The 25,974-nt window shown below is 61.6% G+C and carries 21 protein-coding genes and 1 pseudogene; 19 read left to right on the top strand and 3 right to left on the bottom strand.

All coding sequences use genetic code 11. The features are described 5' to 3' along the window. Positions 1-58: 58 nt before the first annotated feature. On the bottom strand, positions 59-1,840 hold the full coding sequence (locus GPK42_RS00550; protein WP_215692771.1) for a 1-deoxy-D-xylulose-5-phosphate synthase: 1,782 nt from the start codon (positions 1,838-1,840) through the stop codon (positions 59-61). A gap of 227 nt (positions 1,841-2,067) precedes the next feature. On the opposite strand from GPK42_RS00550, the gene GPK42_RS00545 reads away from it, so the two are divergent. The 10 genes and pseudogenes from GPK42_RS00545 to GPK42_RS00500 all read left to right on the top strand — a co-directional run bounded on the left by GPK42_RS00545 (position 2,068) and on the right by GPK42_RS00500 (position 14,731). Next, entirely contained in the window at positions 2,068-2,604 is a 537-nt protein-coding gene (locus GPK42_RS00545; protein WP_215692769.1) for an HD domain-containing protein, read from the top strand. A gap of 3 nt (positions 2,605-2,607) precedes the next feature. After that, the gene (locus GPK42_RS00540) at positions 2,608-3,627 is read left to right on the top strand and encodes a putative ABC transporter permease (RefSeq protein ID WP_338404303.1); all 1,020 of its coding nucleotides are present in this window, start codon (positions 2,608-2,610) and stop codon (positions 3,625-3,627) included. A 198-nt stretch (positions 3,628-3,825) separates the two neighbouring features. Continuing rightward, positions 3,826-5,103 (top strand): ammonium transporter, encoded by a 1,278-nt coding sequence (locus tag GPK42_RS00535; RefSeq protein WP_252200000.1) that lies wholly within the window; start codon positions 3,826-3,828, stop codon positions 5,101-5,103. Between the two features lie 146 nt (positions 5,104-5,249). Then, entirely contained in the window at positions 5,250-5,588 is a 339-nt protein-coding gene (locus tag GPK42_RS00530) for a P-II family nitrogen regulator (protein ID WP_215692765.1), read from the top strand. Positions 5,589-5,675: 87 nt separating this feature from the next. Beyond that, positions 5,676-6,533: an HAD-IIB family hydrolase gene (locus tag GPK42_RS00525; protein WP_215692763.1), complete on the top strand. Its 858-nt coding sequence runs from the start codon at positions 5,676-5,678 to the stop codon at positions 6,531-6,533. Between the two features lie 120 nt (positions 6,534-6,653). Beyond that, positions 6,654-7,364, top strand: a complete 711-nt coding sequence (locus GPK42_RS00520) for a TetR/AcrR family transcriptional regulator (protein ID WP_215692761.1) — start codon at positions 6,654-6,656, stop codon at positions 7,362-7,364. A 12-nt stretch (positions 7,365-7,376) separates the two neighbouring features. Then, complete coding sequence (locus tag GPK42_RS00515) at positions 7,377-12,158, top strand: 2-hydroxyacyl-CoA dehydratase (protein WP_215692759.1); 4,782 nt, start codon at positions 7,377-7,379, stop codon at positions 12,156-12,158. Positions 12,159-12,573: 415 nt separating this feature from the next. Then, a complete protein-coding gene (locus GPK42_RS00510; RefSeq protein WP_215692757.1) occupies positions 12,574-13,533 on the top strand; it encodes a 3-hydroxyacyl-CoA dehydrogenase in 960 nt (319 codons plus the stop codon). A gap of 96 nt (positions 13,534-13,629) precedes the next feature. Continuing rightward, a pseudogene (locus GPK42_RS00505) lies at positions 13,630-14,091 on the top strand (aryl-sulfate sulfotransferase); the annotation flags it as partial. Between the two features lie 190 nt (positions 14,092-14,281). Further along, positions 14,282-14,731, top strand: a complete 450-nt coding sequence (locus GPK42_RS00500) for a hypothetical protein (RefSeq protein ID WP_006234914.1) — start codon at positions 14,282-14,284, stop codon at positions 14,729-14,731. 123 nt (positions 14,732-14,854) lie between these two features. On the opposite strand, the gene GPK42_RS00495 is transcribed toward GPK42_RS00500, so the two are convergent. Both GPK42_RS00495 and GPK42_RS00490 read right to left on the bottom strand, forming a co-directional pair. Further along, positions 14,855-15,994: a DUF389 domain-containing protein gene (locus GPK42_RS00495; RefSeq protein ID WP_215692755.1), complete on the bottom strand. Its 1,140-nt coding sequence runs from the start codon at positions 15,992-15,994 to the stop codon at positions 14,855-14,857. A gap of 214 nt (positions 15,995-16,208) precedes the next feature. Further along, positions 16,209-17,912 carry an OPT/YSL family transporter gene (locus GPK42_RS00490; RefSeq protein WP_215692752.1) on the bottom strand — a complete coding sequence of 568 codons (1,704 nt, stop codon included), beginning with the start codon at positions 17,910-17,912 and terminating at the stop codon, positions 16,209-16,211. A gap of 191 nt (positions 17,913-18,103) precedes the next feature. Here GPK42_RS00490 and GPK42_RS00485 point away from each other — a divergent pair, with 191 nt between their 5' ends. From GPK42_RS00485 to GPK42_RS00445, 9 genes are all read left to right on the top strand, one after another. Then, complete coding sequence (locus GPK42_RS00485; protein ID WP_215692750.1) at positions 18,104-18,955, top strand: type III pantothenate kinase; 852 nt, start codon at positions 18,104-18,106, stop codon at positions 18,953-18,955. A gap of 84 nt (positions 18,956-19,039) precedes the next feature. Beyond that, positions 19,040-19,564, top strand: coding sequence for a deoxycytidylate deaminase (locus tag GPK42_RS00480; RefSeq protein WP_089572276.1), 525 nt, complete (start codon positions 19,040-19,042; stop codon positions 19,562-19,564). Positions 19,565-19,734: 170 nt separating this feature from the next. Beyond that, entirely contained in the window at positions 19,735-20,013 is a 279-nt protein-coding gene (locus tag GPK42_RS00475; RefSeq protein WP_035137589.1) for a NifU family protein, read from the top strand. Positions 20,014-20,122: 109 nt separating this feature from the next. Next, entirely contained in the window at positions 20,123-20,944 is an 822-nt protein-coding gene (gene lgt, locus GPK42_RS00470; RefSeq protein ID WP_215692748.1) for a prolipoprotein diacylglyceryl transferase, read from the top strand. A gap of 83 nt (positions 20,945-21,027) precedes the next feature. Further along, positions 21,028-23,211, top strand: a complete 2,184-nt coding sequence (locus GPK42_RS00465; RefSeq protein ID WP_338404302.1) for a DUF6020 family protein — start codon at positions 21,028-21,030, stop codon at positions 23,209-23,211. A 165-nt stretch (positions 23,212-23,376) separates the two neighbouring features. Beyond that, entirely contained in the window at positions 23,377-24,183 is an 807-nt protein-coding gene (locus GPK42_RS00460; RefSeq protein WP_055309449.1) for a YebC/PmpR family DNA-binding transcriptional regulator, read from the top strand. A 165-nt stretch (positions 24,184-24,348) separates the two neighbouring features. Beyond that, positions 24,349-24,894, top strand: a complete 546-nt coding sequence (locus GPK42_RS00455; RefSeq protein WP_215692738.1) for an Asp23/Gls24 family envelope stress response protein — start codon at positions 24,349-24,351, stop codon at positions 24,892-24,894. Then, positions 24,887-25,264 (top strand): DUF2273 domain-containing protein, encoded by a 378-nt coding sequence (locus GPK42_RS00450; protein WP_338404301.1) that lies wholly within the window; start codon positions 24,887-24,889, stop codon positions 25,262-25,264. The genes GPK42_RS00455 and GPK42_RS00450 overlap by 8 nt, the downstream gene beginning before the upstream one ends. A gap of 44 nt (positions 25,265-25,308) precedes the next feature. Beyond that, positions 25,309-25,833 carry an Asp23/Gls24 family envelope stress response protein gene (locus tag GPK42_RS00445; RefSeq protein WP_215692736.1) on the top strand — a complete coding sequence of 175 codons (525 nt, stop codon included), beginning with the start codon at positions 25,309-25,311 and terminating at the stop codon, positions 25,831-25,833. The last annotated feature ends 141 nt before the right edge of the window (positions 25,834-25,974 follow it).

Below are 25,974 nucleotides of genomic sequence, written 5' to 3'. Positions count from 1 at the left end.
ATAATCGCGTCGCGAAAACAAAAACCTCCGCAGGGATGCTTCCCTTGCGGAGGTTTTCTTACTCGTTGAGTAGTCTTGCGGCTTCGGCGGCCATGTTCTCGACCGTCATGCCGTTTTGAGCGAGCAGTTCGTTGGGGTCGTAGCGGTCGGGGAAGCCCTTGGCGATGCCGAAGGTGCGCGTGCGCAACGGCGTGCATGCCAGATAACATGCCACGCGCTCACCCCAGCCGCCGTCCAAGACGCCGTTCTCGAGGGTGACGACAACGCGATGCTCGGCGGCAAGGCTGTCGAGGAACTCGCGATCGAGCTCGGTTGCAAAGCGCGGGTTGACGAGCGTGGCCTCGATGCCGTACTCGGCGGCCAAGCGGTTTGCCACGCGCTCGCCCAACTCAAAGAAGTCGCCGAGCGCAAGCACGGCAACGTCGCGGCCCTGACGCACCACGTTATAGCGAACGGCGCTGTAGTCGGTGTCTTCGGCGGGCGCAAGGTCGGGACGGCTCACCAGGCCGATGCCCGGTACGCGGATTGCCACGGGATGCTCGCGGTGGTCGAGCGACCAGCTCAGCATGGACAGATATTCCTCCATGCAGGCCGGCGCCAAGTAGTGCATGTTGGGAAGACCGCCCAGCATGGAAATATCAAAGAACGAGAGGTGCGTCTCGGACGTGGTGCCAAAGATTGACGCACCAAACACCAAAATGGTTGCGGGGGCGTCGTTGAGGCACAGGTCGTGCCACAGCTCGTCGTAGGCGCGCTGCAAAAACGTGCCGTACACACCAAAGACTGGCTTGGCGCCCGAGCGCGCAAGCGCGGTGGCAAAGGTCACGGCGTGCTCCTCGGCAATGCCCACATCGACGAACTGTTTGCCGGCGGCAGCGCGAAGCTCGGGTGTAAAGCCCATAATGTAGGGCGTGGCGGCCGTGATGCCAACGACCTGTGGATCGCGCTCGATGGCGGCGCTGAGCGCCTCGCCCGTAATGTCAGCATAGGTGCGCGGCGCGGGCTCGCTCGGATGGCCCGGGCAAAGCTTGCGCCCAGTCGCCATGTCAAACGGACCCACGTGGTGCCAGCGTTCGGGGTCGCTCTGGGCCGGCTCAAAGCCCTTGCCCTTGGCGGTGGAGACGTGCAGCACGATGGGATGATCGATATTGCGCAGTTCCTGCAGCGCGTCGACCAGGGCCAACACGTCGTTGCCGGCGTCCAAATAACGGTAGTCGAGTCCCATCGCGCGGAAAACGTTGCGCTCACAGGTGCCGTTGCTGGTGCGCAGCTCGGCCAGATTGCGATAGAGGCCACCGTGGTTTTCGGCGATGGACTGGTCGTTATCGTTGACGATGATGATCAGGTTGCTGTCGAGATCGGCGGCATTGTTAAAGCCCTCAAACGCCAAGCCGCCCGAAAGCGAGCCGTCGCCAATGATGGTGATGACGTTGTAGCTGTCGCCCGCCAGATCGCGGGCGTGTGCCAAGCCGCAGCCCAGGCTCACCGATGTGGAGGTATGGCCCATGGCGAACAGGTCGTGCTCGGACTCGTCGGGATTGGCAAAGCCAGAAGCCTCGCCAAAACGTTCCGGATCGATATAGGTATACGCGCGCCCGGTCAGCGCCTTGTGGGCGTAGGTCTGGTGCGAAACGTCAAAGACAATCTTGTCGATAGGGGAGTTAAACACGCGATGAAGCGCAACCGTAAGCTCAACGACGCCCAGGTTGGGGGCAACGTGTCCGCCGACAGCGGCGGAGCTTTCGAGGATGGCGTGGCGAATCTCGCCGCAGAGCAGCGGAAGCTCGGCGCGGTCGAGAGCCTTGACGTCCTCGGGCGTTGTCGTTTGCGTAAGCAGCATCGTTGTGGGTTACTCCATGCGAATCGAGCGCCGGCGCTCCCTCGGCCGACACAATTGCACAAGACAGTCTCGCACATTTTGGCGTTTGATATGTGACGGCGGCGCGGTAATTCGACAACTGGTGGGGCAAAACGTTTTGTCCGATGCCATACTGATAGATTCGATGATGATTTTTTCAATACGTGCAGGCCGTGGCTTGCCGCCGTGAGCCGCTGGAAGGAGGCAGCATGTCCGATGCCGTTCGTGCCGAGAAAATCGCGCACGAGGTCGACGATGCCGCCCGCCAGCTCGCCCAGGCGGGCCGCTTGGACCTGACGCGCGAGTTTATCCAGCATGGCGACGTGACGGTCTATGCACATGTGACCTCGGTGGCACGGGCAAGTCTGTCCTTTGCCGAGCACTTGGGCGGTGCTGGCATTTCGATCGACCGTGCCTCGCTGCTGCGCGGGGCCTTGCTGCACGACTACTTTCTCTATGATTGGCACGACCCCGACCCGAGCCATCGACTGCACGGATTTCGACATCCGTTTTTTGCCCTGGCGCGTGCCGAGGAAGATTTTGAGCTGACGCCGCGAGAGCGGAATATTATCGTGCGGCATATGTTTCCGCTGGTGCCGGTGCCGCCGACGTGTCGTGAGGCATGGATTGTGTGCCTGGCCGATAAATGGTGTGCCCTGCGCGAGACGGTCGCCGGTCGCCTGCGGCGCAAGGACGAGGCGGACGATAGCGTGAGCAAAGAATCGAGCGAAAAGAGGAGAGGGTAGACGGTGGAAACCGCGATCGACATGGCGTTTGGCGGCGCAACGCTTGCCGCCTGCCCGCTTTCGGCACTGGTGCTCTCGTTTGCCTTTTACGGGTTTTGCGGCTGGGCGTGGGAGTCGACAGTATGCGCCATGCTCAATCACGGACGATTTGCCAACAGCGGCTTTTTGCTGGGACCGTGTTGCCCTATCTATGGTGTGGGCGGCATAGCCTGCTGGCTTTTGCTGCGCGGGATTCCGGATGCCCCGAGCCAGTTTGTCGCCGCGGCGCTTGTATGCAGCGTAATCGAGTACAGTGTGGGCCTTCTATTGGAAAAAACAACGGGCGCTCGCTTTTGGGACTATTCGCACCTGCCGTTTAACCTGCACGGACGTATCTGCCTGTACTGGGCCTGCGCGTTTGGCTTGGGTGCGTTGTGCATTTGCCATTTAGTGGAGCCGGCATTGCTGGGGCTGCTTGGCCATCTGCCGGTGCTGATTGTGCGGCTGTCCGCCTTTATCGTCGCGGTCGCGATGATGGTCGACGCGGCGTGCTCTTTGGCCAGCTGGCGTCGCCTGTCCGATCAGCTGGAGCGTGTGCGTGCCGACCTTGCCGACCGTATCAACGAGTCGCTTGCCGATGCCTCGGACTCAATGCTCGAGCGCATTCCCGATTCGACGATTGACTCGGTGGCACAGACGCATATTCGTAGCCGTGCCGTTAACGCGTGGCTCGCCGAGCTGGGTGACGCCGCGCTCGATGCCCTGCGCGAGAAGGCTTTGATGCCGACGTTTATCGCGGACGGCGCTCGCGGCTTGGCGCTTGTCGCCCGCCGCGTGGCCGATGCCGCGCCGAGCATGCCGCGTCCGTCGCTCAGTCGTCGCCTTGCCGGCAAGCGCATGAGCCGTCCGGTGCCGAGCGTGTCACTCAGCCGCCGCGACCTACGCTTCTTTAACGCCTTCCCGCGTCTGCGCATCAATCACTACGAAGGTGTCATTCGAGCAACTAATCTTCGCGACCGCGCCCACGAGCTGTTTCGGCGCTAGTCGGGACGGGCGCGCTCACGGCTCCCTTGCTCGCGTATTTCCCGTCCGTTTCGCGCCCGTTGCCGCGCCGTTTCCAAGATTGCGGCACCGTTTCCATTCGACAACGCAGCGTTTAACAACGCCGTATCTGGTCTACACCAGTTGCCCCTCGGCCGCATTATGGGCGCCGACAACGTTCATGCGACCAAGGGGGAGCGAATGTACGACACGGGATCGACAACGTTTATGCTCATCTGCACCATGCTCGTGTTTTTAATGACACCGGGTCTGGCGTTTTTCTATGGCGGCCTGTCCAGGCGCAAAAATGTGATCAACACTATGCTTATGTGCTTTGGCGCCATTGGCCTGGTTGGTGTGCTGTGGATTGTTGCCGGCTGGTCGCTGGCCTACGGTGGCGATGGTTCCAGCCCGTTTATTGGCGGCTTTGACCAGCTTCTGTGCCTGCCGGTGCTCAACCAGGTGCTGCAGGCGGCCGAGGGCAATGCTGCGGACGGTGCCGTCTACCCTCAGATTATCAACATCGCCTTTCAGATGGCGTTTGCCATGATCACCGCCGCTATCGTCACGGGCAGCCTGGCCGGTCGCGTTAAGTTTGGTGCCATGACGGTCTTCCTGGGCATTTGGCTGCTTGTGGTCTATGCGCCGCTCGCCCACATGGTTTGGGGCGGCGATGGCTCCTTTATCGGCGACATCATCGGCGCACTCGACTTTGCCGGCGGCGACGTGGTGCACATTTCGTCCGGTCTCACGGGCCTGATTCTCTGCTTAATGCTCGGCCGTCGTCGCGGCTTTGGCATGGTGAGCTATCGTCCGCATAACGTGCCGTTTGTGGCGCTGGGCGCCGGGCTGCTTTGGTTTGGCTGGTTTGGCTTTAACGGCGGCAGCGAGTTTAAGGCCGACGCCGTGGCGGCACTCGCCATCCTCAACACCGTGACGGCCAGTGCGGCAGGTATGGTCTCGTGGCTTGCCGTCGAGTGCGTGCACACCGGTCGTCCCACGCTGGTGGGTGCCAGCACCGGTCTGGTTGCGGGCCTTGTGGTGGTCACGCCGGGCGCGGGCTTTGTCGAGCCGTGGGCGGCGCTGGTCATGGGCCTGATCGTGTCGCCCGTCTGCTACTTGGCCATCAGCCATCTCAAGACCAAGTTCGACTACGACGACGCGCTCGACGCGTTTGGCTGCCACGGTATCGGCGGCATCTTGGGCGGCGTGCTCACGGGCCTGTTCTGTGTGCCGGAGCTCTCGTGGACCGGTAAGGGCGGCCTGTTCTACACGGGCGACATGTCGCTGCTCATCTCGCAGATTTTGGGCATTGTGGTGACGGTCGCTATTGTGCTGGTACTCGATTTAGTGATCGCCGCGGTGGTCAAGGCGCTGTTCCACGGCAGCCTGCGTGTGGACGAGGCCGACGAGGCGCTGGGCCTGGATGCGAGTCAGCACGGCGAGAGCGCGTATCCCTCCTTCTCGGGACTTGACTAGCGGCTTCCCCAGGCACCGCACCTTGGGTTTCAAACCGTCGCTTGCGTACAAAAGTACGCGGCGCTCCTCTTTCAACCCAATCTGCGGCACCTGGGAAACCCGCGTCTCATGTAAAGGGATACGTTGATTATTGAGAGGAATTCATTATGAAAAAGATCACGGCTATCGTGCGCCAGGAAAAGCTTGAGGTTCTTAAAGATGCGCTGTTTGCTGCCGATGTTCGCGGCATGACTATCAACCAGGTGCAGGGCTGCGGTGCACAGCATGGCTGGAAGGAATACGCGCGCGGCAACGAGTTGCTTGTCAACACGATCCCTAAGGTGCAGTTCACGCTCATTTGCGCCGATGAGCATGTCGACGGAATTGTCGAGATTATCTGCAATGCTGCTCGCACCGGTGCCGTTGGAGACGGCAAGATCTGGGTCGAGCCGGTCGAGGAAGTTATCCGCATCCGCACCGGCGAACACGGCCCCGCCGCGGTGTAGGACAATCTTTCGCCTAGCGGGCGCGTCTCTCTTGGGACGCGCCCGCTCTCGTCTACAATATCGTGCAGACGAAGGAGAGGCATGCCCATGATCAAGATGTTTGCGAGTGACTTAGACGGAACGCTGTTGAATGCCCTGCACGAGGCAGACGGGACCATTCGCCGTGTCATTCGCGAGCTGACCGAGGCTGGCCTGCATGTGGTTCCCGCGACCGGACGCTCGACGCTGCCGATCGGCGAGCATGGCTTTACGGGCCTGGCGCTTGACGCCTGCTGCTCTAACGGCTCCATTGTGCGCGACAGTCATGGCGAGGTGCTCAAGACCTGGACCATCGACCCGCAGGTTACCGAGGAACTGCTCAAGGCGTTCCCGGACATTTGCTTCGACTGCTCCACGCCCGACGGCATGTTTTCGAGCGGGTCGTTCGAGATGCACCAGGCGGGTTTTAAGAAGGACAGCCCTATCAAGCGCATCGTGATGCGCGGCATGCGCGCGCGTGGCGGGTATCACGAGGAGCAGTATTTCGATCAGTCGATCGGCGACATCCTGCGTCATGACGTGTGCAAGATCAACTGTCGCGTGACCTCGCCCGAGCTGGAGCGCGACCTTAAGGCGTATTTGGCCGAGCGCTCGGACCGTGTGGTCAACGCGCCGTTTGATCCGGTGATGTTCGAGATCACGGACGTGGCGTGCAACAAGGGCGAGAGTGTGGCCTGGCTGGCGGGCTACTACGGCATTGCCGAGGACGAGGTCGCGGTTTACGGAGACGGCGGCAACGACATTGCCATGCTCAAACGCTTCCGCCATAGCTACGCGACCAAAAACGGCAGTGACGCGGCCAAGGCCGCCGCGAGCGCGACCATCGGCAGTTGCATGGTCCACGCCGTTCCCAAGCATATGCTCGCCACCATGCGCAAGCAAAACTCCCGCACCGTCATCGAATAATGTGACAAAGGGACTGCCCTTTGTCACATTCCAAATATTGCCTTTACGTGTTGATGCACACGGTGTGCAATAATACTCGCACTGTGCAATAGCGCACAGGTTGAGTAACAAGGAGGACGCTTGTCCCAGCTCGAGAAATGCGATCGCCGGTCCCTTCGCTCGCAGCGTGCCCTTCGCCAGGCGCTTGCCAGCGAGCTTGCCGAAAGCGGCGACCTTTCGCGCATTAACGTCGCGTCGCTCACCGAGCGCGCCGGTCTTACACGCCGCACGTTCTATTCGCACTACCGCGATATCCCCGACTTTATCAGCCAGATCGAGGACGGCCTGCTTGCCGAGATTCGCGAACGGGTGGAGCTTATCACCGCAGCTCAATTACCCGATCTTTACCGCAATATCGACGAGCTCGAGCCGGCACCCGGTTCGGTTGAGCTGCTTCGCTATCTTGCGGCTAATCGCGACCTTATCGGGGCCCTGCTGGGCCCGGGCGGCGACCCCGCCTTTATTAAAAAGATCATCGATACCGCACGCGAGGCCGTGGTGCCGCGTGCACAGACGGGCATTTTGGGTTTGGCGCTGGGCACCTTCTTTGACTACTACGTCACCTATGTCGTGAGTGCCGAGGTCGGCATGATCCAACGTTGGTTTGAGCGTGACCTTTCTGAATCGCCCGAGACCATGGCGCGCATTATGACGGTCATCGCTTTTGTGCGCCCTGGTGACCTGTATGGCCAACCCATCGATATCAACGTGCCGGAATACGGCATGAAGCTATTGAACCTGCAGCTCGAGGATGCGGCCGACACCGTCGCAACCGTCGAGTCCAACGACTAAGAGGAGAGACAGATGAGCAAACTCGTCGAGGGCATCAAGGACCGCATGGTCGCTGCCGCACGCGAGGCCGCGCCCGCCGTGGTGGACGCCGCGCAGAAGGCCGCGACCGCGGCTGCCGAGAAGGTCGCCGAGGCAGTTGCCGAGGCCAAGAACGCGGCAGGGGAGGCGTCCGTCACCAGCGAGCCCGCCACCGCCGCTGAGCCCGTAGCCGCCGCCCACGCCCCCGAAGGCGCGATCTTCAACCCCGAGAACGCTCGCGGCAACCTGCACTTGGGCATCGATGTGGGCTCCACCACCGTCAAGCTTGCCGTGCTCAATGACGACAACCAGATCGTGTACGCCAAGTACCAACGCCACCACACCGACGTCCGCGCTTGTGCCCGCGACCTGTTCGAGGGCGCTGCGACCGTGCTGCCGACGGCCCAGATGACCTGCGCCATCACCGGCTCGGGCGGCCTGCTGCTGTCCCAGTGGCTCGACCTGGAGTTTGTCCAGGAGGTCATCGCCAGCAAACGCGCCGTCGAGACCCTTATCCCGGCCACCGATGTCGCCATCGAGCTGGGCGGCGAGGACGCCAAGATCATCTACTTCGACAACGGCATCGAGCAGCGCATGAACGGCACCTGCGCCGGCGGCACGGGCGCGTTCATTGACCAGATGGCAACCCTGCTGCACACCGATGCCAGTGGCCTCAACGAGCTCGCGGCCAACGCCACCACCATCTATCCCATCGCCAGTCGTTGCGGCGTTTTTGCCAAGACCGACGTGCAGCCGCTGCTCAACGAGGGTGCCCGCCCCGAAGACGTGGCTGCCTCCATCTTCCAGGCTGTCGTGACCCAGACCATCTCGGGCCTGGCGTGCGGCCGTCCCATCCGCGGCAACGTCGCCTTCCTGGGCGGCCCGCTGCAGTATCTCTCCGAGCTGCGCCACCGCTTCTACCTCACGCTCAATCTGGACGAGGAGCACCGTATCGTGCCCCAAAACGCCCACCTGTTTGTGGCGAGCGGCGCCGCCATGGCGCATGAGTCCAACAAGCTCAGCACGTTCCCGCAGCTCATCGAGGCCATCGACAGCCTGGGCGACACGCAGGGCGCCGAGGTTGAGCGCCTGGATCCGCTCTTTGCCACTGACGAGGACTTTGCCGAGTTCAAAACCCGCCACGACCAGGAAGTCGTCCCCAAGGGCAAGCTCGACGGCTACACCGGCCGCGTGTTCATCGGTATCGACGCCGGCTCCACCACCATGAAAGCCGCGCTCGTGGGCGAGGACGGTCAGCTGCTGCACACCTGGTACGGCAACAACAACGGCGACATCCTGGGCACGGCCAAGGTCATCATGGCCGATTTCTACAACCACATCCCCGCCGGCTGCACCATCGGCCACGTGACTACCACGGGCTACGGCGAGGCACTGCTCATCGAGGCCCTTAAGGCCGACTCCGGCGAGATCGAGACCGTCGCTCACCTGCGCGGCGCCAAGGCATTCCTGCCCGGCGTCGAGTTTATCCTGGACATTGGCGGCCAGGACATGAAGTGCCTGCGCGTCAAGGACGGCGTTATCGAGCACATCATGCTCAACGAGGCCTGCTCGTCGGGTTGCGGTAGCTTTATCGAGAGCTTCGCCGTCTCTATGAACATGGACGTGCGCGCGTTCGCCGACGCCGCTATCCATGCCAAGGCCCCGGTCGACCTGGGCAGCCGCTGCACGGTCTTTATGAACTCGCGCGTCAAGCAGGCGCAAAAGGAAGGCGCCACGGTGGGCGACATCGCGGCCGGCCTGTCCTATTCCGTCATCAAGAATGCTCTGTTCAAGGTCATTAAGCTGCGCGACCCCAAGGAGATCGGCAGCCAGGTGATCGTCCAGGGCGGCACCTTTATGTCCGATGCCACGCTGCGCGCGTTTGAGCAGCTCACCGGCGTCCATGCCGTGCGTCCCGACATCGCCGGCTGCATGGGTGCCTATGGTGCTGCCCTGCTCGCCCGCGATCGCGCCGGCGCCGATGGCACCTCGACCATCCTTTCGGCCGAGGACATCGCGCACCTCACCGTGACGCAAAAGCATGTCCGCTGCGGCCGTTGCTCCAACAACTGCCAGCTCACCGTCAACGACTTTGGCGGCGGTAGGCGCTTCATTACCGGCAACCGCTGCGAGAAGGGCGCCGGCCACAAAAAGCAGAAGACTGAGGCCCCCAACCTTTTCAAAAAGAAAAACGAGCTGCTCTTTAACCGCGAGATCCTGAGTCCCGACGAGGCCCCGCGCGGCACCGTGGGTATCCCGCGCGCACTCAACATGTACGAGAACTACCCCTTCTGGCACGCGTTCTTTACGCGCCTGGGCTTTAGCGTGCAGCTGTCCGACCAGTCGAGCAAAAAGACCTACCAGGCGGGCATCGAGTCCATGCCGTCCGAGAGCGTGTGCTACCCGGCCAAGATGAGCCACGGCCATGTGATGAACCTCATCGACCGCGATGTCGACTTCATTTGGATGCCGTGCGTGCGCTGGGAGCGCAAGGAGGACCCGACGGCCGGTAACTGCTATAACTGCCCCATCGTCATGAGCTACCCCACGGCGTTGGCACTCAATATCGACGAGATCCGCGAGCAGAACATCGAGTTCCTGTATCCGTTTGTGCCGTATCACGACAAGACCGAGCTCAAGCGTCGTCTGTACCAGGTGCTCGCCGTCGACCGCGTGGCCGATGCGCAAGCCGGTCGCGGTCGCGTGCGCGGTCCCAAGATTACGCGCTCCGAGGTCGATGCTGCCGTCAACGCTGCTTTTGAGGCCGATGCGCGTTTCCACGAGGATATCCAGACCATGGGCGAGGAGGCCCTTAAGTGGGTCGAGGACCACGGCGGCCACGGCATCGTACTCGCCGGCCGCCCCTACCATAACGACCCCGAGATCAACCACGCCCTGCCCGAGCTGATCTCGAGCTTTGGCTTTGCGGTCTTTACCGAGGATTCGCTCGCGCATCTCGTGAAGCCCGAGCGTCCGATTCGCGTCGTTGACCAGTGGATGTACCACAGTCGCCTGTACGCCGTCGCCCGTTTTGTGACGATGCGCAACGACCTGGACCTGATCCAGCTCAACTCTTTCGGCTGCGGCCTGGACGCTCTGACCACCGACCAGGTGCAGGAGATTCTGGAGGCCAGCGGCAAGATCTACACCGTGCTCAAGATCGACGAGGTATCCAACCTGGGCGCCGCGCGCATCCGCATCCGCTCGCTCATGGCAGCGCTCAAGGACCAGGAGGCCGAGCGCTTGGCCGAGGCCACGGCCGCGGGCGAGGCCTACGAGCAGGGCGATGCCGCGCCGGTGGCACCCTCCACGGATGCCCCCGCGTTCGCGAGCCGCAAGTACACGTTTGAGGCTCAGCGCGAGAGCGCTTCGACCGCGTGGCCCAAGGTACCCTTTACCGAGCAGATGCGCGACGAGGGCTACACCATCCTGTGCCCGCAGATGGCGCCGATCCACTTTGACCTGGTCAAAGAGGTGTTCCGCGGTGCCGGCTACAACTTGGAGCTGCTGCCCTCGACTGATCACGACGCCGTCGAGGCCGGCCTGCGTTATGTGAACAATGACATCTGCTACCCGTCGATCCTGGTGACGGGCCAGATCATGGAGGCCATTGAGAGCGGTCGATACGACCTGTCCAAGACAGCTGTGGTCATCAGCCAGACCGGCGGCGGCTGCCGCGCCACCAACTACATCGCGCTCATCCGCAAGGCCCTGCGCGAGAGCGGCCACCCCGAGATTCCGGTGATCTCGCTTTCGGCCGTGGCGCTCGGCGAGGACAACCCCGGTTTTAAGATTACGCCGGCGCTGCTTAAGCAGGCAGTCTACGCGGTGCTCTTTGGCGACGTGATGATGCAGATGCTCTACCGCTGCCGCCCGTACGAGGCCACGCCCGGTGCTGCCAACGCACTCTACGAGGAGTACATGGCGCGCGCCCGCAAGCTGGCGCCTAAGTTCAACAGGCACAACTACACCAAGTTGTGCCGCGAGGCCATCCGCGCGTTCGACACCATGCCGCTTGTGGGCGAGGGTACCAAGCCACGCGTGGGCGTGGTCGGCGAGATTCTGGTCAAGTTCCACCCCACGGCCAACAACCACGTGGTCGATGTCATTGAGCGCGAGGGCTGCGAGGCTGTGGTGCCGGGCCTACTCGACTTCTTCCTGTACTCCATGAGCAACGCCGAGCTGCAGAAGGACGAGTTGGGAAGCTCCGCTACCACGCGCGCTGGTATGCAGGCGCTTATTAAGCTCGTGGACTGGATGCGCACGCCGGTGGAGGAGATGCTCGAGAAGTCCCGCCGCTTTGAGGCGCCCGAGCGCATCGGCACCATGGCCGATAAGGCTCGCACGGTGCTTTCGGTGTGCAACAACATGGGCGAGGGTTGGCTGCTCACGGCCGAGATGCTCGACCTAATTGATCACGGTGCGCCCAACATCATCTGCACGCAGCCCTTCGCGTGCCTGCCCAATCACGTGGTGGGCAAGGCCGTGATCAAGGAGCTGCGCCGCCAGCACCCCGAGAGCAACATTGTCGCGGTGGACTACGACCCCGGTGCATCCGAGGTCAACCAGCTCAACCGCATTAAGCTCATGATCAGCGTGGCTAAGGAAAACATGCGCGCCGGCAAGGGCTTTAAGCTCGAGAAGGTGGCGCCGCTCGCGATGGACGAGGTCACCGGCCAGATGCGTGCCCACGATGGCTGCGTGAGCTGCGGCTCGGTCGACGAGAGTGCCGTGGCGTCGGTCGCTGAGCGCCTGGGACGCGGCATTAAGAAGTAACTGGCCTGCTTTGGGCTAGATATGAGACAAACGGGTGGTAGCCGTACCGGCTACCACCCGTTTTTGCTGGACATATGTTGCGTAAATCGTTTTGTCGCAGCCTTCTGTGCACTCGAATTTCGGAAGTGCGGGAAAAAACGCGAACCTCCTGAGCACACCGCCTTTTTAGACTCTCACGACCTGCGGTTTTGTTGTAAAAAAGCCGGTCTGGTCGGCGAACTCCGATTTTTCCCCGCACTTCCGAAAACAGCGGTTCAGCAGCGTCAAAAAATGCCCTCAAAATCGAGAGTTAATGAACAGGTGTAGCCGTTCGCCGCAAATTACCGTCCGTTTATAGAACCCACCCCCAGCGTGCAGTCCCCTTACGGTTGAATAAATACACATCTATGGAATTACGTAAGAGAGAGCTGTTCCTATGAGCTACAAGACCGTTTGTGTTGCCGGCGGCGGCGTGTTAGGAAGCCAGATTGCCTTTCAGGCTGCCTACTGCGGCTTTGATGTAACGATTTGGCTGCGCAGCGAGGGCAGCATCGGCCGCACCCAGCCCAAGATCGATCATGTGCGCGAGGAGTACATCGCGGCAATCGAGGGCATGGCGGACGGCACGGGCGAGTGGTGCGCCGGTATCGCCGATAGCGACCAGCCTTTCGACAAGGAGGCGGCGCTCGCCGCCGTTGAGCGTGCCTACTCCACACTCAAGCCGGAGCTCGACCTCGCCAAAGCCGTGGCCGACGCCGACTTGGTCATCGAGTCCATGGCCGAGGACGCCCAGGCAAAGATCGACTTCTACAAGAAGCTCGCCCCGGTCCTCCCGCAAAAGACCGTCGTCGTAACGAACTCCTCTACGCTGCTGCCGAGCACCTTTGCCAAGTACACCGGCCGCCCCGAGAAGTACCTGTCGCTGCACTTTGCCAACTCCATCTGGAAGAACAACATGACCGAGGTCATGGCCCAGAGCCAAACTGACAAGCGCTACTTCGACGAGCTCGTCGACTTTGCCAACGATATCCGCATGCTGGCGCTTCCCGTCAACAAGGAAAAGAACGGCTACCTGCTCAATTCCATGCTGGTGCCGTGGCTGCTTTCGGGCCTTGACCTGTATGTCTCGGGCGTGAGTGACCCCAAGAGTATCGACCTCGCATGGACGCGCGGCACTGGTGCTCCCAAGGGCCCATTCCGCGTATTCGACACCGTGGGTATCCAGACGGCCTACAACATCGTCATGCAGTATCAGAAGGTCCCGGGCCTGGTGAGCCCGCTGCTCAAAAAGATGATGATGCCCTACAACTTTAAGGCCATGGCATCCGTCCTCAAGCAGATGCTCGACGAAGGCAAGCTGGGCGAAAGCTCGGGCGAGGGCTTCTTCAAGTACTAACAATGATCCCTCGGGGACGGAGGAAAACGGATCATTTTTGGTCGCCAGCAGTGAGAAGATGGACCCAGAAATAGAAAGGAGTGGCAATGGGCCGGCTCGGGCTTTGAGGACAAGTTACTGCAGGCCCAGGGCGATTTTTCGCTCAACGCGGGTCAGCACAGCGTGACGTATCTGCCGAGTTTTGACACGGCAACGACTGGTCGCTACCAGGTGCTGCTGTACGACAACAACTTTGGTGCGGCCGAAAGCTATCCCAAGTTCGACTGGGGTCAGCTGGGCGCCGCGGTGGTGACCGACTACAACAAGGGCACGCATTCGTTTGGGCGCATCTTTACGGTGGACGAGACCGCGCGCACCTACGAGCTTGTGGACCAGATCGCCGTGCCGTTTTCGGGCTATGTGAGCAGTGCGCAGCGCGTCGGCAATTCGAACAGCATGCTCGTGGCATCGGGCATGGCCAAGACCTTTATCGAGTACGACCGCTACGGACTGCCCATCGCCACCTACGAGATGGAAGCCGAAAAGCACATCTACCGCGTGTACAAGTACGACCTGTAGGGCCGCGCTTAGGTTTGACCAATGGAGTATGAAAACACGCCGTTCACCGATGCCCCCTCCGCGAGTGGCAGCCATATGGTTTGATGTCAGAAGCATATAGTTGTCACCAGCCTGCTGGCGACGTTCCCCCTGATATCGGAGGTTCCAGGTATGTTTCGCGCTCCGTTAAACAACTATCGGTTGGTCTAACATGGGTCGCCGTGCTATTTCGATAACCCTTGCAGTGGTCTGCCTGGCTGTGCTCCTGGGCGCTACAGGGCTGTTTGCTATAAGCCGGGAAACGTCCTATATGCAGGAATGCGCTTCCGAAGGGTTTGCCATTGATGGTTACTATCGGGATGACAAAACGAGTCGGGAAACCCTGGCTTTTCTTGAGGAGGACAACTGTCGATGGCAGCTGGTCGATCAAGACGGAATCTGCACAGACGGGCAGTTTAAGCGTACGGATGACCCCAACATCCTGATATTAAAGAAGGAAAACGGCGAAGAATTCGGCACGATTCACGTTGCGTATATATCGCGCCGACGCAATCAGGGGCAGATTTACCTAATTAGAAATACTAAGGTGACCCGATTTTATCTGGTGAGCACCGATCCGGCGTTTACAGTGGAATCTGGCGATGTCGATGCGGACGTCTGATTCACGGCAATAAAACAGCGAGCGGGGCGCGGGTGAACTGCACCCCGCTGTTTGCTCGTGTCCGTATCGCGTCTGCGTCTCGTCGTAACTTGCGTCCGTGCGCGCATTCATCCCGCGCCGGTATCACTTCACATCGAACTCCACGCGATCGAGTTCGGGCACATTGAGGTCGATGAGCTTGCGGGCGATACGACGGTCGTGTGCCCCAAGCGCCTCGCCTGTCGTCACATGGGCGACAATCTCGTGCTCGACGATGCCCTCCTCCTCGCCTTCGGTAGCCGAGGTCTCGACAGCGACGGTGTAGTCCTTAAAGCCCGGTAGCACCGCGGCGAGCTCACGCGTGGTCTCGGTGACGCCGTAGCCGTCCTGCACGCCGGCCTGCGCCGAGCCGATAGAGCCCGCCGTCATAACGATGCAGGGGATGGCAAAGACTACCGTGCCCACAATGATGCGGCGGCGCACCTTGCGTGATAGCTCGTCGACCTCGGCATCTTCCTCGGCAGTCACAATGCCGTCGCCGTTGAGGTCGCGCTTGAGCGGCACGCGCAATAGAAGCAGCACGGCTTCGGCGGCCAGCGCGATAAAGACCACGTTGATGCCAAACTCATAAAGCGCCGAGAGAAACAGCGACCCACTTGCGATGGCGATGCCATAGCCCGCCGCGCACAGGGGCGGCATCAGCGCGGTTGCCACGGCCACGCCGGCGATGAGCGTGGCGGGTTCCTGGTCGCGCGAGTTGCCCAGGCCACCCGCAAAGCCGCCCGCGAGCGCGACGGCAAGGTCCCAAACAGTCGGTGTCGAATTGTCGATGATGGCGGCCGTGGTGGTGCCAAGGGGCGAGAGCTTAAAGTACAACGTGGACGTGACCAGGCAAAAGACCATCTGCAGCGCGAGGCCGGCGACGGCCTCAAGGGTGATCTCGCGGTCGAGCGTGGCGATGCCGTATGCCATGGCAAGGACCGAGCCCATGAGCGGGCAGATGAGCATGGCGCCTACAATGGCGATATCCGAGTCGATATCGAGGCCGATGCTCGCGATCAACATGGCAATGATCAGGATGCATAAGTGCGTGCCAGTCAGGCGCGCCCCGTTTACAAAGCGCTTGCGAATCACGTGATAGGGCGCGCGGCCCTCGCGAATGTTGAATGCCTGCTTTAGAAAGCGGTTTGCGTTCTCCATAGCCTCGCTGTGGGCGGGGCGGATGCCATGGCGCCGATGATGGCGCTCGCGCAATCGCTTAATCTGTTGTTTGTCGAGTTCCATGTTCACCTCGTATTGCCGCAGGAACGCGGGTGCGCTCGCAGCATGTACTCTACACCGTGGCGGGCGGGGCGGTCATCTTGACATGGAACTTAGGCGAGCAGGCAAAGGAAGACACGCCACATACAAGTACTGCCGAGGGTTTCGGCAGATACAAAAAGCGCGGGGCCGGATGGTCTCCGACCCCGCGCTCTGCACGGGTGCGTTGTTGTTTGGTTTAGCCCAGCAGGCTCAGGCCAACAGAGATAAACGCCAGGATAACGCCGACGATAGACTCGCCGCCCAGCAGGCCGCTGGCGACAACCAGGCCCTGTTCCTGGAAGGCGGCGTCCTTGGCAGCCCTCTCCTCGTCCGAAAGACCGGCCTCGGCGTCGCGGTGAGCGGCCCACTTGTCGTAGGCGAGCTTAGCGCAGGAGCCCAGGAAGGCCGTGAGCGACATGTAGAACGGCAGGTACACGCCCAGGCCGATCATCATGGCCGGAATGCCGAGCCAGTACATGACGATGCCGGCGATAAAGCCGCCCGCAAACCACGGCACGCTCGGGATGCCCGAGACCATGGTGGCGACCACGCTTGCCTGTGCGGCCACAAAACTCTTGTCGGGGCCAAAGGCGTCCGGACCATAGGCGGTGACGAGCGCGACCATGACGGCGGCGGCGACCAGGGCGCCCACGATGCCGCCAATGGCCTGGCCGACCCACTGCGCGCGCGGGTTGGTGCCCAGCACGGCGCCGGCCTTGAAGTCGTTCATGACGTCGCCCGCAAGGCCGCACGCCACGGCCACGATGCCGGCGATAAAGAACAGCTTGACCTGAGCGAGCTGCGCGAAGGCGGCAACGATGAGCATGACGATGAGGCCGAAGATCTCCATGGGGTCGATGCCCGTCTGGCCGCAGCTCTGCGCGCTCATGATGGTGGTGACAAAGGTGAACAGCGTAACGATGACGGCCGGAACGGGGCCAAGGTCGAGCACGATGGCGATGATCACGGCGATGGCGGCAGCGCCCAGGCCGATGATACCGGCGTCGAGCTTAAGGGAGCCCGAGATGAGCGACTGCTCGTCGGTGTCGGTGGAGCTGTCGGCGGCGAGGCCGCGGACGATGCCGGCGACCTGCGGAAGGATGTCCTTAAGGACGACGGCGACGCCAAAGCCCATCATAAGGCCCATACCGAGGGACTTGACGATACCCTGCGCGGTCGCAACATCGAACAGGCCGGCAGCGGTGCCACCGACGATGATGCCAAAGTTGCCCAGCAGCGCGCCGGCAAACCAGAAGGCGACGGGGGCGAAGCCCACCAAAAAGCCGATGGACAGCAACATGGGCGAGTTGTAGATGGCAAAGGTCACGCCGGGGATATTGAGCGTGCACAGCATGCTGGGCACCACGCCCAGAGCGTCGCGAAGCACGCTGTAGATGCCGGCGATGGCCATGGAGCCAAAGAGCTGCTTGCCGGTCTTGCCGCCGGCCTCGGTCGCGCGCAGGGTTTGAGCTGCGGCGTTGCCGGTGGGGAACTCAAGCGCGGCGTCCACGATAAAGTGACGGTGGATGAGTGCCGTGGCCAGCAGGCCCAGGATAGTGCCGGCGAGTGCCACGATAAACATGTCGAGCCAACTAATCTGGTCGGCATAGCCCAGCATCCAGGCGCCCGGGATGGTAAACGCCAGACCGCCGGCGACCATGGCGCCTGCGGACATGATGGTGTGGGTGACGTTTGCCTCGTTGAGGCTGGCGTTGCCCATGAGCTTAAGGAAGAACAGCGAGATGACGGCAGCGAAGACGATCGGCCAGGGGAGGGCGCCCATCTTGAGGGCGGTATAGGCCGAGCTTGCCGTGATGATCACGCAGCCAAGGACGCCGATGACGACGCCGCGCAGCGTGAGTTGCCCGCGCATCGAAGCGCGGCTCGAGGGATTGCTCATATAGAACTCCTTTGCGTATATCCGCTTCCCCGGGAGCGCCGCTACGGATACGGCGCGGGAAGTCGGGTTACCAAGGGCCGCCGCGTGAGCTCGCAAACGACCGCGCACCAGTATAGCCGCAAGCTAGTCATTTTGGGATGACTGGTTTAGGTAGGCGATATACTGCTGGGCAGACGAAAGGAGCGCCGACGATGCAAAATGGATGCGCATATATATTGACGGTCGACGTAGGCAACACGTTCATTCGCTTTGGCCTGTTTGCCGAGGATTCGGCCGCGGCGCAGGAATGTCCGCTTGCGACGTGCGAGATCACCACGCCGTCGAGCATCACGGCAGACGAGGCGCGCATGCGTCTCGTGCAGGTTATGGCCACACTGGCGGCCGATGCGGGCATGCCGGGTGCGCTTGTGCCCACGGCTGCCGTGCTGAGCTGTGTGGTCCCGGCGCTCGAGCGCCCGTGGAAGGCGGCACTTTCCCATACCTGCACGGGGCGCGTGCTCACGGTGGGGCCGGGCCTCAAGACCGGCATACCCGTGCACTACGATGACCCGGCCGAGATCGGTCCCGACCGCATCGCCGACGCCGTGGCAGCCCGCGCCGTCTACGGCTCGCCGTGCATCGTGATCGACCTGGGCACGACGACCAATATCGAGGTCATCGACGCGCACGGTACCTTTGTCGGCGGCGTTATCGCGCCGGGCCTGGCCCTCGGTGCCCGCTCGCTTTCGGCGGCAGCAGCGCGCCTGCCCCAGGTTGAGCCCTCGGCGCCGACACACGTCATCGGCCGCAACACGCGCGAGGCCATGCGCTCGGGCGTGGTTTTGGGCGAGGTAGCCCGTATCGACGGCATGCTCGACATGGTGCTTGCCGAGATGCGTGCGACCAAGGCCGCGGGGGAGGGCGATGTGCCCATTGTCATTACCGGCGACGATGCCGAGGCGCTTGCGGCCCTGGTCGGCCATAGCCTGACGGTCGATGACGCGTTGACGCTGCGGGGCCTCGCCGAGCTTTACCGCATCAACCAAAAGCCCCGCCGCGCGTGAAAGTGAGGGCGCCGGTGGGATAAACGCCCCTACCTTCCACCTGCTACAATGGGTCAAACTATTGCGATTTCGGAGGTGCCTGCCATGTCGGACGATCTTCATCAAACCGCGTCGGGCAAGCGCCGCGACGTCATTAGCTGGGATGAGTTCTTTATGAGCGTGGCCATTGCCGCGCAGCGCCGCAGCAAGGACCCTAACACGCAGGTGGGCGCGTGCATCGCCAGCACCAACCACCGCATCCTTTCGGTGGGCTACAACGGTACGCCCTCGGCGCTCAACGATGACTTTTTCCCGTGGGGTACGAGCGACGACCCATTGCAGGATAAGCACAACTACGTGGTCCATGCCGAGGCCAACGCCGTGCTCAACTACCGTGGCTCGCTCAAGGACCTCGAGGGTTCCACAGTCTACGTCACGCTATTCCCGTGCCACGACTGTGCCAAGATCCTGGCGCAGGTAGGTGTAGGCGAGGTCGTCTACCTGGACAATAAGTATGCCGATACCGATGACGGCCGTATCAGCCGCCGCATTCTCGACTCCTGCGGCATCAGCTACCGCCAGGTCATCGTCGATGTCCAGATTGGTACCGGGGGACAGGCTCAGCAGTAGCGCGTGCCAACGCCAGCTGACGGCAAAACAGCCAAAAGAGCCCCGTCCCAAATTGACTACTCGTGAAAGTCGCGTCTGCGCGCATGGACGGCTCGTGAGCGGGTACATGGCTGTAGTAACATAGCTTCTGTCCGCGGGCGTGCCCGCGTTGTTGTGAGAAAGGAGCCCCTGTGGCTGTTAACGAAGAGCTGCTTAAGAAGGTTCTTGAAGAGATTCGCCCCAACCTGCAGGCCGACGGTGGCGATATGGAGTATGTGGGCGTCGACGACGAGGGCGTCGTCAAGCTGGAGCTGCAGGGCGCCTGTGCCGGCTGCCCCATGAGCTCGCTAACCCTTTCCATGGGCATCGAGCGCATCCTGAAGGAGCACGTGCCCGGCGTTACCCGCGTTGAGCAGGTCAATGCTTCCGGCGAGGCCGAGGACCTGTACGACGAGTACGCCCCGTTCTAAGATGCGAAAGCTGCGGACGGTACGCTCCGCATAGACGTTACGCCCAAATATGCGGCTGCGAGCGTAAGGCCCGCGGCCGCATTTGTATGTAGGGAGCAGGGGGATCGATATGCTCAACGACCTCTACCATATGCTTGATCCCGTCGCGATCTCGGCGGGCCCCATCACCATCTACTGGTACGGTCTGGCCTACGTGGTCGGCGCTCTGCTCACGGCGGTCGTTATGTACCGCACGCAACGTCGTTGGGGCTTCGACATCACGATCGATGACCTGACGAGCGTCGTGGTCGGTGCGGTCTTTGGCCTTATTATCGGCGCGCGCCTGTTTTACGTCGTCTTTTACGGCGATGGCTACTATTGGACCCACCCGCTCGAGATCTTTGCCACCAACGAGGGAGGCATGAGCTTCCACGGCGGCTTGGTGGGCGGCATCTTGGGCGGCATCATCGTGTGCCGCATGTATAAGCTCGACGCCTGGACCGTCGCCGACCTTGCCGTGATCGGCGCCCCGCTGGCGCTGTGCCTGGGCCGTTGCGCCAACTTCGTCAACGGTGAGCTGTGGGGCAAACCGACTGATCTGCCTTGGGGTGTGGTCTTTGGCGGCACCGCGGGCGATATGCCGCGCCATCCCTCCCAGCTCTACGAGGCGTTTCTTGAGGGCGTCGTGCTCTTCTGTATTTTGCAGGTGCTCAGCCGCAAAAAGCCGCTACTGCCCCAGGGCACGTTTATGGGCGTGTTCGTGATGGGGTACGGCATCGTCCGCTTTCTCGTTGAGTTCGTGCGCGTGCCCGATGCCCAGCTGGGTTATCTGCTGGGCGGCGTCATCACCATGGGTCAGCTGCTGAGTTTGCCGCTCGTGATCGCCGGTCTGGCGCTCATCATCTTCGCCCGACACCGCAATCGCCCCCAGCGCGTCTACTTGGACGCCTAACCACCAAAACCACCACAAAGGGGACAGGCACCTTTGTGGTGGTCTTGCCGAGTTTGATAGGTTTCTAGAAAGGCTTTCGGACTGTGAAGGATCCCGACCTCTCCACAACGGCTGCGCGCGACGCTGCCCGCATCGTCTGGTTTAAGCGCTACCCCGCCAAGCAGACGCTCATCGCATTTTTGCTCGCGCTGTTGGCGACCACGGCGTTTTCCATCGATCCCGCCCCGGTGTCGAGCAACGCAGTCTTGGCGATTGACCCCAAAGCCTCGGGCATGCTGTACGTGTGCTACGAGGTGCTCCTCTCGTTTGCCGGCCATACCGACGCGGTCATGCTGCTTGCGCTTGCCTGCCTGCTCACGCTGCCGTTTCGCTACGTATTCTTTGGCCGCGGCGACGCTTGGCGTCCCTCGGTGATCCTTCCGTCGCTGTTCTTTGCCGTCTGCATGGTGTTTGGCCGCAGCTACGACCTCACCGATTCGGCCGAGATCGTGCTCGGCGACAAGGCCCGCATCATCTGCGCCTGGATAGGCGGTGCGGGCTGGATGCTCTTGGCGGTCGTTGCCTTCTACCTTGCCTTTGAGTGTCTAGATTGGCTGAGCTCTCGGCGCATTCCGTTTTCCGAAGCGCACTTTGGCCGCGTATGGCGTGTGGCTCACGCCGTGCTCTCGGTCCATCCCTTTGCCGGGCCCTTCCTGGTGCTTATGGTCGCTTGGGCGCCCACGCTCATCGCTTCGCTGCCCGGCCTTTTTATGGGAGATACGGGTGCGCAGATTCGCCAGTGGTTCAACTACCCCAACGGCACGAGTGACTACCTGCGTCTGCTCAATCCCAATGTGCTGCTCAACGGACATCACCCCGTGGTGCATACGGCTATCATCGGTTCGTGCGTCCAGCTGGGGCTTTCACTGTTCAACAGCGCCAACGCAGGTCTTGCCATCTACACCTGCGCTCAGTTCGTCATTACGGCCGCCTGCATGGCCTATTCCATCTCGTCGCTGCGCAAGCTGGGCGTGAGCCTGCCGGTCCGCGGCGTAATCCTGCTGTTCTTTGTGTTTATGCCCATGTTCTCCAACTACGCGGCCTTGCTTACCAAAGACGTGCTGTTTGCCGACGCGTTTTTGGTGCTGTTGGTGCAGACCGTGAAGCTCGTGGCCTGCGGCCTGCCCCGTCGCGATGCCAATGTCGAGCGTGCAGGCGAACAGAGGCCTGTGCTCTTTGCGCGCCACGACTGGCTGCTGCTCGCTCTGGGCGCCATGGGTTCCACGTTTCTGCGCAACGGCGGCCTGGTGTTTTCCCTGGCGGCATGCGTGATCGCGGCGGCGTTTTGCGCGTGGGACGCGCATGTGGCTCATCGTGCAGCCAAGCAGGCTGGTGCTGCGACTTCGGGCGCCACGCCGCGTTTCCGCTGGGTGGGCGTTCTTGCGGTGCTTGCGCTCTGCCTTGCCTCTAATATGTACTTCACCAAGGTCTTTATGCCGGTGCACGACATCACGCCTGGTTCCAAGCGCGAAATCCTCTCGATTCCGTTCCAGCAGACGGCTCGTTTCGTCCAAAAGCACGATGGCCTCAACTCGGGCGTCAATCCCACGGTTAAGGAGGACGGCACCGTCGTGGAGGCTCCTTGCGACGGCTTGGTGACCGACGAAGAGCGCGCCGTGATCGACCGTGTGCTCAAGTACGAGAATCTGGGCCGCCGTTACAACCCAGATAAGTCCGATGCCGTCAAGAACTGCTTTAACGAGTACGCCTCGCAGGAGGACATCAAGGCCTATTTTGAGGTGTGGGCCCAGATGTTCAAAAAGGATCCCGAGTGCTATATCTCGGCGCTCATCAATAACTATTACGGCTACTTTTATCCGAGTGCCCGCGATGCGTGGGTCTACAGCACGGCGCGCAGTGCCGAGATCATGGCAAAGCCCGATAACCTCAAGTACTTCGACTTCCATCCGGTCGATAGCAAGGTTGTGCGCTGGTGCGACCACCTGATCAACCTGTACCGCGTGGCGGTGCAGCGCATCCCGTTTATCTCGCTCACCATGAGCTCGGCCACCTATGTGTGGATCATGATCGCCGTGGTGGTCTATCTGCTACGTCGTCATTCGTGGCGCGGGCTGGCCATTTGGGTGCCGCTGCTGGGCGTGCTCGCCGTGTGCCTGATCGGTCCCTGCAACGGCTCGACCTACATGCGCTACCTGTATCCGGTCATCGCCTGCATGCCCTTTGCCATCGGCGCCACCATCACCCGCAGCGACCTCCTCTGGTCCTAATTTGGTGCAAAGGGGACAGGTTACTTTGCACCAAGGGGCTGTATCATCACGACGCCTTCATTTTGGGGTTTATCTCGCAGGCCAGTAGGTATATCATAACGACGTTTGTTTATATTGCCCGAGCATCTGCGCTGGGCTTTAGGTCGAAACCGATAGGAGACACGTATGTCCGGACACTCTAAGTGGGCCACAACCAAGCATCGTAAGGGCGCGCAGGACGCCAAGCGTTCCGCCCTCTTCTCCAAGCTGAGCCGCAACATCACCGTTGCTGCCCGTCTCGGCGGCGACCCGCTGCCTGAGAACAACGCCAGCCTCGCTGCTGCTGTTGCTAAGGCCAAGGCTCAGTCCATGCCCAAGGACAAGATCAAGTCCGCTATCGACAAGGCCTTCGGTTCGGGTGCCGACGCCGCTGTCTACGAGAACATCGTGTACGAGGGCTATGGTCCCGCCGGTGTCGCCGTCTACGTCGACTGCCTGACCGATAACCGCAACCGCACTGCCGCCGATGTCCGTTCCGCCTTCTCCCACGCTGGCGGCAACCTGGGCACCTCCGGCTCCGTCGCCTTCCAGTTTGAGCGCAAGGGCCAGATCGTCGTCGCCAAGGAGATCTTGGACGAGAACGCCAAGAAGGAGACCATGATCGCCAACGGTGCTGCCGGTGACGAGGATGAGTTCATGATGGCTATCGCCGAGGCCGGTGGCGAGGACTACGAGGACGCTGGCGAGGAGTGGATCGTCTGGACCGCTGCCAACGACGTCATGGCTGTCTCCAAGGCACTCGAGGAGCAGGGCATCCAGGTCAAGGGCTCCGAGACCACCATGGTCCCGACTACCCCGACCGAGGTCTCCGGTACCGACGCCAAGAAGGTTCAGCGCCTCATCGACCGTCTCGAGGAGCTCGACGACGTCCAGGACGTCTACAGCACCATGGACATGACCGACGAGGTCATCGCTGCCCTCGAGGAGGAGTAGCGCCTGCACGGGTTAAGCCGTGCATATCTGGGCATAATGAAGCGAGCATGCAAGCCTCGTGGAATAGATGAGCCGGATCCGCGTGCGTATGGCACCGGACCCGGCTCTTTTATAATGATGCGAATCGTTTTGCATTCTGTGGACCGAAACCTGAAGGGAGCGCGCGTGCGCGTACTCAAACGAGCCCTAGCGATCGTGTATCTTGCCGCCTCCATCGTGGCGCTGGGTGCGCTTGTCTGCCAGTTCTGGGGACCGTATACGTATCGCATTATGTTGCTGTTGCGTGACACCATGCCTCGCGTCGTCGTTACGGTGTGTACTGCTATCGTGGCACTTGGCGTGCTCATCGGTTTTTTCCGCCTGATGTTCGCGCGTCGCGAGCCGTCCTGCGTGCATCCGGCGGGGGAGCGCAATATCGAGGTTACGCTCGCAGCGCTTTCCTCGTGCGCCCGTGCCGCGGCGGAGTGCGATGATCGCGTGATGGTTGAGCATATCGAGGCACGCGTTCAAGGCCCCGACGAGTCCCGCGTTCGTTTTAAGGTCGAGGCCATCGCGCTCGATGATAAGGACGTCGCCTCCCTTGCCACCTCGATGCAGCAGCGCATCGAGAAGGCCTGCGACACCATGCTCGGCACGCCGGGCACGACCGCGCGCGTCCGTTTTTTGCCGTCCAAGACTACCGTCCAGACCGTGGAGGTTTCCGGTGAGTGATACCAACCAAGACAAGACCGCCCGCACGCCGCGCCTGACGATCGACCAGAACGCTACGCCAGCAGGCGAGTCCGCCGACACCAAGCCCGAGGCCGGCGAGCAGCACGACAGCGCCGTCAACGACTTTGACGAGGCCATGGGTCTCATCAAAGGTACGGGCGCTGCTATCTGGAGCTACGCCGTGCGCCACCCCAACACTACGCTCGGCGCCGTGGCTGGCTTTATCCTCGCCGTGCTGGTACTTACGTTGGGCCTGTGGGACACGCTCGTCATCGCATTCTTTGTGCTGATTGGCGCCGTGATCGGCCAGATTCGCGACGGCGAGAACGGTATCGTCAACTTCTTCGGCCGTCTGTTTAGCGGCCGCTAATATGTATTCGACTGTCGCATCTGCGGCAGGCATAAGGAGGAACCATGGCTTTTAACACGAAGGTCGATGTGGCCGATACCGAGCTCGAGGCGAATGAGGCCGTCGCCGATGCCGGGGACGTGACGCTCGAGGACGAGGCGCTCGTCGAGGCCGAGTCCGATGCGGACGAGGACAACGAGGAGATGGACGAGGAGGCGGACGAGTCCGAGGACTCGCTGACCTATTCCAACGGCGTGATCGAGAAGATCGTCGCCATGGCCACCCGCGAGGTGCCGCACGTCCTGGGCATGAAGGGCAACCTCATGCACTTTGTGCAGGAGCAGTTTGGTGCCGAGAACCTGACCAAGGGCGTGACGGTCGAGGTCACCGATGACAACCGCGTGGTCGTCAACATCTCGGTCATCATCGAGTACGGCGCCTATGCGCCTGCGATCTTTGACGACGTTAAGGCGCGCGTCACCGAGCGTCTGGCCGCGATGACCGGCCTTGAGGTGGCAGGCGTCAACCTGCGCATCGAGGATGTCATCACCCCCGAGGAGTACGAGCACCGCACCAGCCAGCACGAGTAACCTACCAAATAGGGACAGGTTTGTTTCGATAGGTTTTACCTGCGAAAACGCTAAACGGTCGACCGCGCAAGCAAAGGTGCGGTCGACCGTTTTCTATATGCCCCCGATGCAGGCATACCGCTCGTCTAACTAAGGGTTGCA

The sequence above is a fragment of the Collinsella aerofaciens genome, from assembly GCF_018785265.1.
Classification (GTDB): Bacteria; Actinomycetota; Coriobacteriia; order Coriobacteriales; family Coriobacteriaceae; genus Collinsella; species Collinsella aerofaciens_AI.
Note: the sequence above shows the minus strand (reverse complement) of the source record. Positions and strands in the feature narration are given on the sequence as shown.